Origin of the sequence: Rudaea cellulosilytica DSM 22992 (assembly GCF_000378125.1) — a bacterium.
GTDB lineage: Bacteria > Pseudomonadota > Gammaproteobacteria > Xanthomonadales > Rhodanobacteraceae > Rudaea > Rudaea cellulosilytica.
On record NZ_KB899243.1, the window covers coordinates 90,170 to 103,700 of the forward strand.

Sequence of the window (13,531 nt, forward strand, 5' to 3'; positions counted from 1 at the left end):
GCGCAGAGGGTGGCGGCCGCGTAATCTACCATCCGCAGGTGCTGCGCGGGGCTCGCACATCCAGCGCCGACATCACGACGGTGTGGCAAGGTGCTGGCGCAGATGCTCGATGAACGCGCGCACCTTCGCCGGCGGCTCGCGTCCCGGATAAACCGCGAAGATGCCGCCGTCGGGTAACCGATGCCGCGGGAGAACCTGCACCAGTCGGCCGGTGCGTAGATCCTCGTCGACCAGATAGTCGGGCAGCACCGACAGCCCGGCGCCGGCACGCACGAACGCTTGCACGGTCAGCGTGCTGTTGGTCTGCAGAGTCGTATGCAGGCGCACCGTCGTGCGCGTGCCGCGCTGCGAAGCGAAGGTCCAGCGCAACGGCGAGCGCAGCGCGGACAAGGCAATCCAATCGTGCGCGGCGAGATCGCGTGGGTGCGTCGGCGCGCCGCGCTCCGACAGATATGCGGGAGCGGCAACGAGGCATTGGCGAAATGCCGCCAAGCGCGCTGCGCGCAAGCTGGAATTGCGCAGCCAGCCGATGCGAATCGACAGATCGAAATGCTCGGCAATCGGGTCGGCGATACGATCGGTGACGACGAGATCGATCTCGATCTGCGGGTACGCGTGCTTGAAGCTTGCCAGCGCCGGCGCGATGACTGCCGGGCCATAGTCGCCCGCCGCGGTGACGCGCAGCAATCCCGATGGCCTGTGGCGCGCTGCACCCACGCGCGCGATCGCTGCGCGCGCCTCGTCGAGCAGGCGCATGCTGTCCGCATGGAACTGTTCGCCGGCGGAGGTCAGTGCCATGCGCCGCGTCGTGCGCAACACGAGCGTGACGCCGAGCTCGGTCTCCAGCGCCGCGAGCTGCTGGCTGACCCGCGACTTGGTCGTGCCCAGCCGCTGCGCTGCGGCAGTAAACGAGCCCGCTTCGACGAGAGCGGTGAACACGACCAGGCGGTTCAGATCGACTTCGGATTCGTGCACGACAGATTGTCCAGAAAAATTGGACGATGATTTCCAATTTGAGCAGTTTATCTAATCAATATTTCAGCGCAAGCTAGCGAGACTCACCGCGAACTTTGGAGCCCGTCATGTCCTTCCCACGCCTTGCCTCGATCGTTTCCGCCGCCGCCCTTCTGGCTGCCTCGACATTCGCGTCCGCCGCGCAGACCGCGTTGCAGATCGATGTCTACAACGCCGGCGACAAGGCGGTCTTTCCAGTCACCTCGGTGCTCGTCAAAGGTGCGCACGACGCCGTGCTAGTCGACGCGCAATTCGCCAGATCCGACGCCGAAAAGGTCGTCGAGAAAATCCGCGCTTCCGGCAGGACGCTCAAAGCGATCTATATCAGCCACGGCGACCCGGACTACTATTTCGGGCTCGACACGATCGTGAAAGCGTTTCCGCAGGCGAAGATTCTCGCCACGCAATCCACCGTCGACCACATCCGCGCGAGCGAAGCGGCAAAACTGGCCTACTGGGGACCGATCCTCAAGGACAACGCTCCGCGGCGCATCGTCGTGCCGGACGTGCTTTCCGGGCAAACCATCGACCTCGACGGAAACAAGCTCGAAATCATCGGCCTGAACGGGCCGACACCCGACCGCACGTTTGTCTGGATTCCTTCGCTGAAGGCCGTAGTCGGCGGCGTCCCGGTGTTCGCCGGCGAATACATCTGGATGGCGGACACACAGACGCCGGAATCCCACGCACATTGGCTGACCACGCTCGACCGCATCGAAGAATTGAAGCCGAGCATCGTCGTCCCTGGCCACTTCGCGCCGGGCACCGCGCAGACGCTGGCCGCGGTGCGCTTCACTCGAGACTACATCCGGGCCTACAACGAGGAGGCAGCGAAAACCAAGACCTCGGCGGATCTCGTTGCAGCGATGAAGCAGCGCTATCCGAACCTGGGTTCCGTCTCCTCACTCGAACTCAGCGCGAAAGTCAGCAAGGGCGAGATGAAGTGGCCATGAAACCGCACGCCGACCCTCTATTTTCCAAGCACCAAACGGATAAACGCATGTCAAAGAACATTCTCTCCCAGATCGCGATACCGGACGGCGAGTTTCTGCATCTGCACGGGCCGCTGAAGAAGATCCGCTGAAAACGAAACGCAGCGTTCCACATTCGGCTATTTCCGCAACCGAGCCACGCCTCTATCTTGCTCATCTATCCATAGGACATTTCCCATGATCATTGCTCTTTTCGGCGCCGGCGGCCATATCGGTCGCGGCATCCTCAACGAAGCGGTCGCGCGCGGCCACGACGTCATCGCCATCGTGCGCGATCCCGCGCGCGCGAACATCGATAACCCCAAAGTCAAGGTCGTCGCCGGCGATGTCGCCAATCCAGCCACGTACGCTCAGGCGATCACCGGCGCCGACGCGGCGATCGCGAGTCTGTCCGGACGCCGCGACGCCGACGCCGGCCTCGTTCCGAAATACGCGGCGATCCTGCTCGAAGCGCTGCCTGCTGCGGGCGTAAAGCGTCTGGTCTGGGTCGGCGGCGCCGGCAGTCTCGAAACCGCGCCTGGCGTGCAAGTGGCCGACGATCCGAATTTTCCTGCGGCGTGGAAGCCGGAAGCGAAGGCGCAGGCCGATGCGCTCGATGTCTTCCGCAAATCCAAGGCGAACATCGACTGGACCTACATCAGCCCCGCTGCGCTGATCGAAGACGGCGAGCGCAGCGGCCAATACCGCATCGGTGGCGATCAGTTGCTCGTCGACGCGAACGGCAACAGCCGCATCACGATTCCCGACTACGCAGCGGCCGTGCTCGATCGCCTCGAAAAAGGCGACAAGCCGCGTCAACGCATCACGGTGGCATACTGAGCGGCGTGAACGCGATGCGCATGCCCGCGCTGTTCGTCGGCCACGGTTCGCCGATGAACGCGATCGAAGACAACGACTTCACGCGCGGCTGGCGCGAGCTGGCCGCGCGCTTGCCGAAGCCGAAGGCGATTCTCTGCGTCTCCGCGCATTGGGAAACGCGCGGCGTTTTCGTTTGCAACGCGCCGCAGCCGCAGACGATCCACGACTTCTACGGCTTCCCGCAGGCGCTGTTCGACGTGCGCTATCCGGCGCCGGGCGATCCGGCGCTCGCGCAGCGCATCGTCGACCTGGTGAAAAGTGCAAAGGTGAGCCCCACGCAAGAATGGGGCCTCGATCACGGCACATGGAGCGTGCTCAACATCATGTATCCGCAAGCCGACGTGCCGACCCTGCAATTGAGCATCGACACCTCGCGGCCCGGGGCCTTCCACTACGCGCTCGGCAATGAGCTCGCCGCGTTGCGCGACGAAGGCGTGCTGATTCTCGGCAGCGGCGACATCGTGCATAACCTGCGCCTGCTCAACTTCCGCGATCCGCGCCCGACCGACTGGGCGGTGCACTTCGACGAAACGGTGCGCGCGCGCATCGCCGACGGTCGCGTCGAGGATCTGCTCGACTGGCATGCGCTCGGCCGCGAAGCCGATCTTTCCGTGCCGACACCCGAACACTATCTGCCGCTGCTTTATGTGCTCGGTGCTCGACGCGACGGTGATGTCGCGTCGTTTCACAACGTCGGCTATTTCGGCACGGTGTCGATGACTTCGGTGCTGCTTAGCTAGTTGGTCTTCGCACGACCGCGTCGCGCGAGGCCCAACGATCAACTCACGCCGCCTGCTGCTTGCCGAGGCGATAGCGCGCCGCCGCGTGCTGCCGCGAAAGACCCGGCGCGAGCGCCTTGCGTGCGGCCTCATAGGCATCCCAATCGGCGATTTCCGGCAGCGCCGGAATCGTGATCAGCTCGCCCTGATCCAATCCGGCGAGCGAGGCATCGACCATTTCTTCGGCGCCCATGAGCCACTCCTTCGGCAGGTTCGTCACCGGTACGCCACTCTTCTCCCACAAATCGGTGATCGTGGCTCCCGGCAGCACCGCCTGCACGCGAATACCTTTGTCCGCCAGTTCGTGGTGCATCGACTGGGTGAAACTGAGGACATAGGCTTTCGAACCGCTGTAGGTGCCGTTCAACAGTTCCGGCGCGAGCGCGACGATCGAAGCGATATTGACGATCGTGCCGCCGCCGCGCGCCACGAAACTGCGCGCCGCGGCGCCGGCCAGGCGCGTGAGCGCGGTCACGTTGAGCACGATCATCGCCTCGAGCTGATCGAGATCAGCATCGACCAGCTTCGCGCTGGCGGCAACGCCGGCGTTGTTGATCAGGCCGGTAATGCTCGCATCGTTGCTCAAGCGATCCTCGACCCGATGCATGTCGGGCTTGAAAGTCAGGTCGGCGACGAGAACTTCGATCTTGCGCCCGGTTTCGGTGGTGAGCTTCGCGGCGAGCGCCTTGAGCTTGTTCGCATCGCGCGCGACGAGAACGAGATCGTGGCCGCGCCGCGCGAGTCGATCGGCGTAGACCGCGCCGATGCCCGACGAGGCGCCGGTGACGACAATCGTGCCTTTGCGGATGGGGGTATTCATGTCAGTGCTCCTTCAGTTCGTAGGGGATTCGCAGCAATGCGCCGCGGATGAATTTGACGGCAGCCAGTCTGCGCGCGCAGACTATGTCCTTAATGTCGTAATTACCTCGTTTCAGGACATTCGCTTTTTCGCAGGACTTCGTCATGAAACGTATCGGCTTCGTCGTCTTCCCCGGCTTCCAGATTCTCGACTTGGCGGCGGTGACCGTGTTCGAGATGGCCAACAGGCAAGCGCCGCACCCGCGCTACGACATCCGGCTTCTGTCCGAACACGGCGGCGCGGTCATCACATCGGCCGGCATTGCGGTCGAGACGCTGCCGTTCGCGCGCTCCAACTTCGATACGCTCATCGTCATGGGCGACTTGACGGTGGCCGAGCCTTCGCCGGGTCTGACCGGCTTCGTGCGCAAGGCGCACGCGAAATCGCGGCGTACCGCGGCGATTTGCACCGGCGCCTTCGTTCTCGCTGCCGCCGGCGTGCTCGACGGCCACCGCGCGACGACGCATTGGCTCAAAGCACGCGAACTGCAGCGGCGCTATCCGCAAGTGAAGGTCGAAGAGGACCGCATCTTCATCGCCGACGACGGCGTGTGGACCTCCGCCGGCATGGCCGCATGCATCGACCTCGCCCTCGCCCTCGTCGAAGACGATTTCGGCAGCGAACTCGCGCGCTCGATTGCGCGCCACATGGTCGTCTACTATCGGCGCAGCGGCGGCCAGTCACAATTCTCCGCGCTGCTCGAACTCGATCCGCAGTCCGACCGCATCCAGAGCGCATTGCGCTATGCGCGGCACAACCTGCGCAAGACGCTTTCGGTCGAAGAGCTGGCCGAGGTCGCGCATTTGAGCCCGCGCCAATTCAGCCGCGTATTCCATGTCGAGACCGGACACTCGCCGGCGAAAGCCGTCGAGAACCTGCGCCTAGAGGCGGCGAAGACCTTGATTGAAACGAGCGATCATTCGATCGAAACGATCGCTCGTGAAACCGGCTTCGGCGATCCGGAGCGCATGCGTCGCGCCTTCGTGCGCAAATACGCGCTGCCGCCGCAGGCGATCAAGCGTGCGGCGCAGCTGGCGGAAGCGGAGTTGGAGGCGGCTTAGGGTATCACCGCGCCTAAAACCACAAGCGCAGCCCGGCGACGATTTGACGCTCCGTACCGGCTCGATCGACGCCGGTTGGGAAAACGTCGCCGGCTTCACGCCGATGTTTCCAAACCACGCCGATATACGGTGCGAATTCGCGACGAACCTCGTAGCGCAAACGCAAACCAAGCTCCGCATCATTCAGCCCCGAGGCGATACCTCGCGCGCGATCCTCTCGGCCATAGAAATTGACCTCGAATTCCGGCTGCAGGATCAAGCGTTGAGTCAGCAGTAGTTCGTACTCGGCGCGCAGTCCGAGTGCGGTGCGACCGCCGTCACCGAGGTACGCCGTCGCCTCGATCTCGAACCAGTAGGGTGCGAGACCCTGCACGCCGAACGCCGCCCAGTCGCGTGACGGACCGCTGCCGAAATCGTGGCGCGCACCGAGCTGCCAGTCCCAGAAACTGGCGAAGGCGTGATTCCAGAACGCTTCGACGCGCGCGTCGGTTATCCCGTGCTCACGCTCGCCCTCGCTGCGCAACAGCAGCTTGTCGAAGTCGCCTCCATACCACGCCTGTGCGTTCCATGCGGTCGAATATGCGTCGCTGCTTTTCGCACGCTCGAATGTGTCGAGCTTGAACATGAACAGCTTTGCCGTATCGTCCATTTCCATTGCGCGCGTCATCTCCGCATCCGTCATCGGCGCCATCGGATGTTGTGCGGGATCGGGCGGAACGTGATCGTCGGCGGTAATCGGCTCGTCGACTTGCGTTTGCATCGGCGACGCCGCGACATGGTCGTGATGATGTGCGTGCGCATCGGCAGCTTCCTGCTGCGGTTTTTTGCTTTGCGCGGCCATCTCATCCTTGTCCGCCGCCTTCGACGCTGCCGGGTGATGCGCGTGTTCGGTCTGCGCTTGCTCCTGCGCGCTCGCATCGAAGGCGAATGCCATCAGCGCGACAGACAGAAGAATCTGGTTTGCGATGCGCATCACGCCACCTCCACGACGCGGAACATGCCCGCTTCCATGTGGTAGAGCAGATGACAGTGGTAGGCCCAACTGCCGAGCGCATCGGCATTGACGCGATAGCTCAGCTTCTGCGCGGGCTGCACCACGATCGTATGCTTGCGCACCTGGAACGCGCCGTCAGGCGTTTCCAGTTCGCTCCACATGCCGTGCAGGTGGATCGGGTGCGTCATCATCGTGTCGTTGATCAGGCTGATGCGCACCTGCTCGCCGTGCTTGAGCTTGAGCGGCTGTGCGGCGGAAAACTTCTTGCCGTCGAACGACCAGATGTAGCGCTCCATATGCCCGGTCAGATGCAGTTCGATCTCGCGCTGCGGGTCGGCGCTGATCGGTGCGCCCGGCGTGTGCAGGTCGGCGTAGGTCAGCACGCGCCGGCCGTTGTCGCGCAGGCCGATGCCCGGATCGTCGAGGTTCGTGCGCGGTGTGGCGACGAGCATATCGATCGTCGGCCCCATCTTCAGTGGCGATGCCGCGGCGGGCATCGCCATGCCGGGCATGTTGCCGCAGCTTCCTTCGGCGCCCTTCTTCGTGCTCGTCATGCTCGCGCCGCAGCTGCCTTCGGAACCTTTCATGTCCGGCATCGAGCCGTGACCCATCTTCGAGTGATCCATGCCCGGCATCGTCGAGTGATCCATCTCGCCCATCATGTCGCGCATCGTCAGCAGCGGGCGTGGATCGAGCGCGGGCACTTCGGCGCTCATGCCGGCGCGCGCAGCGAGCGTGCCGCGCGCATATCCCGACCTGTCCATCGACTGCGCAAAAATCGTGTAGGCGCGATCGGCATCGGGTTCGACGATCACGTCGAACGTCTCCGCATTGCCGATGCGGAACTCGTCGACCGTGACCGGCTCCACTTCCTGCCCGTCGGCGGCGACCACACGCATCTTCAGGCCCGGGATGCGCACGTCGAAGAAACTCATCGACGAGCCGTTGATGAAACGCAGCCGCACCTTGTCGCCGCGCGAAAACAGTCCCGTCCAGTTCGCCGCAGGCGACGCGCCGTTCATCAGGTAGGTATAGGCGTAGCCGGACACATCGGCGAGATCGCTAGGATTCATGCGCATCTCGTTCCACATGCGCCGCCCAGCGAGCGCGCCGCTCAAGCCTTGCGCGCGCGCGTCGCGCAGAAAATCACCGGCCGTGGGTTTGCCGAAATTGAAGTAGTCGCCCTGCTTCTTCAGTGTGGCGAACAGCCATTCCGGATCGGCATCGCTCCAGTCGGAAAGCATTACGACGTAATCGCGATCGACGCGCGCGCGCTGTTCGCGTGGTTCGATCACGATCGCGCCGTAGAGGCCGGTCTGCTCCTGGAAGCGCGAGTGGCTGTGGTACCAGTACGTGCCGCTCTGGTTCACCTTGAAGCGATAGGCGTAAGTCTCGCCTGGCGCGATGCCCATGAAGGACAAGCCCGGCACCCCGTCCATGTCGGCCGGCACGATCATGCCGTGCCAATGGATCGAACTGGTCGTCGACAGCGTGTTGCGCACGCGCAGCGTAACCGTGTCGCCTTGGCGCCAGCGCAAGGTCGGTGCGGGCAGCGAACCGTTGACGACCGTGCCGATGCGGCGCTTGCCGGTGATGTTGACCGGCGTCTCGCCGATCGAGAGGTCGAATTCGCTGCCCGACAGCATCGGGACCAGCGGTGCGGGAGAGGCCGCCATGGCCGCGCGCGCGTCAAGGCCGAAACCGGCGACGATGCCGCCGAGAGTCAAGCCTTGGACGAAACGCCGGCGCGACGGCAGCGCGAGGCGCTCCGCCAAAGAAGTTGGGTTGTATCTGTTCATGGTACTCGTGTCGTTGCACGGCGCGAGGTGCGCCAGATCATCCGCTCACGGGTCGCCCGCGGCGGAACGAAGCATCGAACGAGTCAGGCGATAGGTGGCCTCAAGCGCCGCTCGTCGGCGGCATCGAAAAAGGCGGCATGATCCCATCGCGGCAGTTGCGCCGGCGGCGGCAAGGCAGGGAAGGAAAAGCCCGTCGTCAATGCAGTGGAGCAGGAGTACAGGCAAGCGCAGGCACCGCCCACGCAACAGGGGCAGCCGTTATCGTGTGCCGCCTTGTCCTTGCTTGCATGCGCGGGCGCGGCGCTCTCGTCGCAATGATGATGTGACGTGGCGGACATCGCTGTCGGCACCGCAGCCGCAGCGCGCGGAGCGGGCATCGCCCACGCGGAGAAATTCGCAAGCACCAGCAACACCGCCATCCCGTGCGCGAGCAGGCGCGCAAACCGGCTGCGCGCGAGGCGCTGCAGGCGGAACGAGGGGCGATGACTACGTTTCATGCGTGCATGGTGCCCGCGCCGCGGCGCCGATGCAAGCCGCACGGATGCTACGATTCAGCTATGAACTACCGCCACGCCTTCCATGCCGGCAACTTCGCCGATGTCTTCAAGCACGCCATCCTGATCGGCCTCATCGACGCGCTGAAGGCCAAGCCGACGCCGTTCTGCTACATCGACACGCATGCCGGCGCCGGCCGCTACGACCTGCGCGACGAGGAAGCGCGCAAGACCGGCGAGTTCGTCGACGGCGTCCAGCGCCTGCTCGTCGCCGCGAACCTGCCCGACAGCCTGCGCCCCTACTTCGACCTGCTGCGCGCGGCCAACGCGGCCGATGCCAATGGCCATCTAAACGTCTACCCCGGCTCACCGCTGATCGCGAGCCTCAGCCTGCGCGACGGCGACCGCATCGCGTTGTGCGAAGTGCAGGAGGCGGAAACGGCCGCGCTGAGGAAGTTGTTCGCCGACGACAAACGCGTCGGCGTGCACCAGCGCGACGGCTACGCCGCGCTTGCCGGACTGGTGCCGCCGAAAGAACGGCGCGGCGTGGTCCTGATCGACCCTCCGTTCGAAGCGCAGGAAGCCGAATTCCGCACGATCCAATCGGCGCTGGCCGACGCCTACGCGCACTGGCCAACCGGCATCTATGCGATCTGGTATCCGATCAAGCTGCATCGGCAGGTGCTGCGGTTCCAGCGCTGGTTCGCCAAGCAAGGCATCAAGAAAACGCTGGTCGCCGAGCTGATGATCGACGCCGACGATTCGCCGCTGCGCCTCAACGGCTGCGGCATGGTGATCGTCAACGCGCCGTGGCAGTTCGACGCATGGCTTGCGCGGCTGCTGCCCGACCTCGCGCGCCTGCTCGCGCGCAGCCCACGTGCGAGCCATCGCCTCGAATGGTTGACGCGGGAGTGACGCATAGCGGGCGACCCTCCCGGCGCACTCGCCAAAGGACCGCGCGAACCGCCTCGACCACAACGCGGTCGGATCATCATCCCCGCGGACAGCGGCTGCGCGATTTTGGAAAAGTCCATTCGCCGGCTATTGACTGAACGGGTAGTGTCGAAGAAAATAGGCGGCTCGCTTATGCGATTCCCCGATAGCTCAGTCGGTAGAGCAAGTGACTGTTAATCACTGGGTCGGCGGTTCGAGTCCGTCTCGGGGAGCCATTTACAAGTCCAAGGACGTCCACACGAGTCCAGGCAACCATCTAAACCCCGCATAACAGCGGGGTTTTTTATGCCTGTTACTCCCGATTTGGCGCGTATAGAGTCGTCACTGTGGCGACCGTTGGCATAGCCGTGAACATTACGTCGCCTGCCCGCGCGTTGACGCAAATGAGCAGCGCTACTGAGAAAAGAAGACGCATGGAGCTTCTCGGTGTCAGTGACGGACGACTTCGAAACGCTCGAGCGTGATTAGTTCCTTGAGCCACGTAGTTGACGAGCAAGCGCTCGCATACCGGCACGAGGCGACGGCAGAGGTTTAGCTATACCGCTACTGCGCCGGAAGAATCCGACATCGGCGGCTTGGCATCCCTACCGGCGAAGCCTTCGCGCTCAGCGCATGGCAGACATGCGGGCCACAGCGAATATCGCTTAACACGCCGTGCGACAAGCTGACGATTTTGCCCTGGATTTATTCGCACAACAATGCTCTATCTGGGTGATAGGCGCGCATTGCGTTTTACGCTAGCTTGTATTTGTACTGGGGACCTTGGATAGCCATTCGCGCCCATACAGGGGAATAGCATGCGTTGTTGCTCGACGGTTTGCTCGGCGGCGCGGGCGCTCCGACGATTGCGTCGAGCAAATCGGCACGTCTAACGAAGAACCCGCACGTTTCAGTTCTGAACAACGGTCAAAACTTGATCGGTGCCCGCGACACGGAACTTGCCGTTGCCAACCGGTAGAAGCAATCGATCGTCAGCGAGATAGAGTTGCGCAAGACTGCCGTTTCGGTCTTCCTCGCCGTCGACGGTTGGCAAACGAGAATCGCCAAATTTTCTGACGGTTGGATACCTGTTACCCGCGGCATCTTGGAGCATCATACGAATCTCAGTGGCGGGCACGAAGAAGCATCTTACTCTCCCAGGAGTTAAGCCGCCGCAGATCAGCATTTGCCATTCTCGCGAGACGTATTTCGTATATGGGAAGGTACAAGGCGCGTCAGGTAAGCCCGGCTCCAAGGAAGGGGTTTGACTGGATCGTGCTCGATACCGAAACGGAGATGGTTGTGCGGCTCAATGGCGTTTGGCTCGAATACCTCACCGAAGCCGAGGCTGAACGATTTGTCGCCGAGCTGAACAAGATCGACTTCGAGGGGCGGGACGCGGCACGGCAAGCGCCGCAATCATAGGCCTACCTTCCGTTTAAACCGCGAGCTTCCTGCGAGGCAGGCTCAAAGTGCCTTCGCGGCCGTTTCCAGTATCGCTTCGAGTTCGAGCACCGCGCGCGAGGCCGAGGCGGCACGGTCGATCACGTATTCGAGCGCCCCGAGTTCGGGCAGTCCTTCTTCGATCGCGACGAGGCCTTCGGGAATCACATAGCCGGCGAAAGCGCTCATGCCGAGGCCGGCGATCACCGCGGCCTTGATCACGGCGATGCTGCTGCTCACGGTGACAATGCGCCATTGCCGGTCCGCAGCCGCGAGCACCTCGAAGATGCGCGTGCGGGTGACGCTCGGCTCGGGATGCAGGGCGAGCGGCAGCACGGCCGCGCCGGCGTTGATCGGCGAATTCGGGCCGACGCACCAGTACAGGCGTTCGGTGCGCACGACACGCCCGCGCCGGCTGCCACGCAGGCGCTTGGCGAAGACGAGATCGAGGCGTTCGGCATCGAGGTCGGCGAACAGGTCGCCGCTCATGCCGGTGGCAATGACCAGTTCGACGCCCGGATTGCGCGCAACGAAACTGGCCAGCGCCAGGCGCAGATGGCTCAGCGCGAAGTCTTCGGACAGGCCCAGGCGCACGCTGCCGTCGAGCGGCGGCCCGCTGACCGCGGTGACCGCGTCATCCATGAGTTCCAGGATGCGCGCGGCGTAGCGATGCAGCGTTTCGCCATGCCGCGACAGGCGTACATTGCGCGTGTCGCGCTCGAACAGCGCGCAGTTGAGCAGGTCTTCGAGCCGGCGGATGTGCTGGCTGACCGTCGACTGGGTCAGGCTGACGCGCTCGGCCGCCGCGGTGAAACTGCCGGTCTGGGCGATCGCAACGAAACTGCGCAGCAATTCGGGCGGCAGGGGGCGCATGGGCAAATCCACTGAATCGCGGGCGAGAAATCATAAATCGGCATGCGTGGCGTGCATACCCTAGGCTCGCGTGCAAAAACAATCTGGAGCGAAGGGACTCGCCGCAAAGCGCACGAAGATAAAAACAGGGCGAAATGCCCCTGATCCGCATTCCGGCGAGAACCGGAATGAAGATCAACAAAGACGGCGTCGGAACAGTCGATTCATTCCACGAATCCCCGGGAGGGAGAAATGATCATCTACGGTACGGCCTTGCTTGCATTCTGCCATCTGGCAGGACTCTTTCTCGGCGATCTGCTCGGCAGCGCGCTCGGCGTCAAAAGCAATGTAGGCGGTGTCGGCATCGCGATGCTGCTGCTCATCGTGCTGCGCCTCTACCTGCACAGGAAAGGCTGGCTGCCCAAAGAAACCGAAGCCGGCGTCGGCTTCTGGGGCGCCATGTACATCCCGGTCGTGGTCGCAATGGCGGCGACGCAGAACGTCGTCGCTGCAGTCAAGGGCGGCCCGGTCGCCCTGCTCGCGGCGTTTGGCGCCTTTGTCGTCTGCGTCCTCGTCATCGCGCTGCTCGTGCGCAGCGGGCGCGACGATACCTCGCTCGAACATGCGCCGCACGTCGGCGAAGTCTGAGGAGACACGACCATGTTCGAAGCACTGCAAAAAGAACTGACCGCCAATGGCCTCGTCACCGCGTTCCTCGTCGTCGGCATCGTCATGTGGCTGTCGGTGCAGCTCTCGCGCCTGCTCACGCGCGGGCGCGTGCACGGCTCGGCCTTCGCTGTCTTCATCGGACTCGGCCTGGCCTGGATCGGCGGCGTGATGACCGGCGGGCAGAAAGGCCTTGCCGATTTTCCGTTGCTCGCCGGCCTGGGCCTGATGGGCGGGGCGATGCTGCGCGATTTCGCCATCGTCGCGACCGCGTTCGAGGTGCAGCCTGGCGAAGCGCGCAAGGCCGGCCTGATCGGCGCGGTCTCGCTGCTGCTCGGTACCGTGCTGCCGTTCATCATCGGCGCGCTGGTCGCGCGCTCCGCCGGCTACACAGACGCGATCAGCATGACCACGATAGGTGCCGGCGCGGTGACCTACATCGTCGGCCCGGTCACCGGCGCCGCGATCGGCGCGAGTTCGGATGTGATCGCGCTGAGCATCGCCACCGGCGTGGTCAAGGCGGTCATGGTCATGATCGGCACGCCGCTGCTCGCGCGTTTCATGGGCTTGAAGACGCCGCGCTCGGCGATGATCTTCGGCGGCCTTGCCGGCACGGTCAGCGGAGTCAGCGCGGGGCTTGCCGCGACCGATCGCCGCCTCGTGCCGTACGGCGCCTTGATCGCGACATTCCACACCGGTGTCGGTTGCCTGCTCGGGCCATCGCTGTTGTATTTCGCGACGCGTGCGCTGGTCGGCGGTTGATCGATAAGCGGTTTTTGGCCATGAC

16 protein-coding genes and 1 tRNA gene are annotated in these 13,531 nt (G+C 63.8%); 10 read left to right on the forward strand and 7 right to left on the reverse strand.

What is annotated here, in order from left to right; all coding sequences use genetic code 11:
• Window positions 1-72: 72 nt before the first annotated feature.
• Window positions 73-975, reverse strand: a complete 903-nt coding sequence (locus tag F455_RS0114815; RefSeq protein ID WP_018974097.1) for a LysR family transcriptional regulator — start codon at window positions 973-975, stop codon at window positions 73-75.
• A 107-nt stretch (window positions 976-1,082) separates the two neighbouring features.
• On the opposite strand from F455_RS0114815, the gene F455_RS0114820 reads away from it, so the two are divergent.
• The 4 genes from F455_RS0114820 (at window position 1,083) to ygiD (ending at window position 3,604) form a co-directional block, all read left to right on the forward strand.
• Window positions 1,083-1,967, forward strand: a complete 885-nt coding sequence (locus tag F455_RS0114820; RefSeq protein WP_018974098.1) for an MBL fold metallo-hydrolase — start codon at window positions 1,083-1,085, stop codon at window positions 1,965-1,967.
• Window positions 1,964-2,098, forward strand: a complete 135-nt coding sequence (locus F455_RS23570) for a hypothetical protein (protein ID WP_281167397.1) — start codon at window positions 1,964-1,966, stop codon at window positions 2,096-2,098. The genes F455_RS0114820 and F455_RS23570 overlap by 4 nt, the downstream gene beginning before the upstream one ends.
• An 85-nt stretch (window positions 2,099-2,183) precedes the next feature.
• The gene (locus tag F455_RS0114830; protein WP_018974099.1) at window positions 2,184-2,825 is read left to right on the forward strand and encodes an NAD(P)-dependent oxidoreductase; all 642 of its coding nucleotides are present in this window, start codon (window positions 2,184-2,186) and stop codon (window positions 2,823-2,825) included.
• Between the two features lie 14 nt (window positions 2,826-2,839).
• Window positions 2,840-3,604, forward strand: coding sequence for a 4,5-DOPA-extradiol-dioxygenase (gene ygiD, locus F455_RS0114835; RefSeq protein WP_033410305.1), 765 nt, complete (start codon window positions 2,840-2,842; stop codon window positions 3,602-3,604).
• 43 nt (window positions 3,605-3,647) lie between these two features.
• Here the strand turns inward: ygiD and F455_RS0114840 are convergent, their stop codons facing one another.
• A complete protein-coding gene (locus F455_RS0114840; protein ID WP_018974101.1) occupies window positions 3,648-4,463 on the reverse strand; it encodes an SDR family NAD(P)-dependent oxidoreductase in 816 nt (271 codons plus the stop codon).
• Window positions 4,464-4,606: 143 nt separating this feature from the next.
• Between F455_RS0114840 and F455_RS0114850 the strand changes: the two genes are divergently transcribed.
• A complete protein-coding gene (locus F455_RS0114850; protein ID WP_018974103.1) occupies window positions 4,607-5,563 on the forward strand; it encodes a GlxA family transcriptional regulator in 957 nt (318 codons plus the stop codon).
• A gap of 13 nt (window positions 5,564-5,576) precedes the next feature.
• Here F455_RS0114850 and F455_RS22190 read toward each other — a convergent pair whose 3' ends face one another.
• From F455_RS22190 to F455_RS0114865, 3 genes are all read right to left on the reverse strand, one after another.
• Window positions 5,577-6,536: a copper resistance protein B gene (locus F455_RS22190; RefSeq protein WP_018974104.1), complete on the reverse strand. Its 960-nt coding sequence runs from the start codon at window positions 6,534-6,536 to the stop codon at window positions 5,577-5,579.
• Complete coding sequence (locus F455_RS0114860) at window positions 6,536-8,356, reverse strand: copper resistance system multicopper oxidase (RefSeq protein ID WP_026293411.1); 1,821 nt, start codon at window positions 8,354-8,356, stop codon at window positions 6,536-6,538. The genes F455_RS22190 and F455_RS0114860 overlap by 1 nt, the downstream gene beginning before the upstream one ends.
• A gap of 83 nt (window positions 8,357-8,439) precedes the next feature.
• Window positions 8,440-8,853, reverse strand: coding sequence for a hypothetical protein (locus F455_RS0114865; protein ID WP_018974106.1), 414 nt, complete (start codon window positions 8,851-8,853; stop codon window positions 8,440-8,442).
• 60 nt (window positions 8,854-8,913) lie between these two features.
• Between F455_RS0114865 and F455_RS0114870 the strand changes: the two genes are divergently transcribed.
• Both F455_RS0114870 and F455_RS0114875 read left to right on the forward strand, forming a co-directional pair.
• Window positions 8,914-9,765, forward strand: coding sequence for a 23S rRNA (adenine(2030)-N(6))-methyltransferase RlmJ (locus tag F455_RS0114870; protein ID WP_018974107.1), 852 nt, complete (start codon window positions 8,914-8,916; stop codon window positions 9,763-9,765).
• 178 nt (window positions 9,766-9,943) lie between these two features.
• A tRNA-Asn gene (locus tag F455_RS0114875) sits at window positions 9,944-10,019 on the forward strand.
• Between the two features lie 674 nt (window positions 10,020-10,693).
• Here the strand turns inward: F455_RS0114875 and F455_RS23035 are convergent.
• A complete protein-coding gene (locus F455_RS23035) occupies window positions 10,694-10,900 on the reverse strand; it encodes a hypothetical protein (RefSeq protein WP_157578903.1) in 207 nt (68 codons plus the stop codon).
• A gap of 158 nt (window positions 10,901-11,058) precedes the next feature.
• Here F455_RS23035 and F455_RS0114885 point away from each other — a divergent pair, with 158 nt between their 5' ends.
• Window positions 11,059-11,208, forward strand: a complete 150-nt coding sequence (locus F455_RS0114885) for a hypothetical protein (RefSeq protein ID WP_157578905.1) — start codon at window positions 11,059-11,061, stop codon at window positions 11,206-11,208.
• A 42-nt stretch (window positions 11,209-11,250) separates the two neighbouring features.
• Here the strand turns inward: F455_RS0114885 and F455_RS0114890 are convergent, their stop codons facing one another.
• Window positions 11,251-12,099, reverse strand: a complete 849-nt coding sequence (locus F455_RS0114890) for a LysR family transcriptional regulator (protein ID WP_018974110.1) — start codon at window positions 12,097-12,099, stop codon at window positions 11,251-11,253.
• Window positions 12,100-12,330: 231 nt separating this feature from the next.
• On the opposite strand from F455_RS0114890, the gene madL reads away from it, so the two are divergent.
• Window positions 12,331-12,726: a malonate transporter subunit MadL gene (madL, locus tag F455_RS0114895; protein ID WP_018974111.1), complete on the forward strand. Its 396-nt coding sequence runs from the start codon at window positions 12,331-12,333 to the stop codon at window positions 12,724-12,726.
• A 12-nt stretch (window positions 12,727-12,738) separates the two neighbouring features.
• On the forward strand, window positions 12,739-13,506 hold the full coding sequence (madM, locus tag F455_RS0114900; RefSeq protein ID WP_018974112.1) for a malonate transporter subunit MadM: 768 nt from the start codon (window positions 12,739-12,741) through the stop codon (window positions 13,504-13,506).
• Window positions 13,507-13,531: the final 25 nt, after the last annotated feature.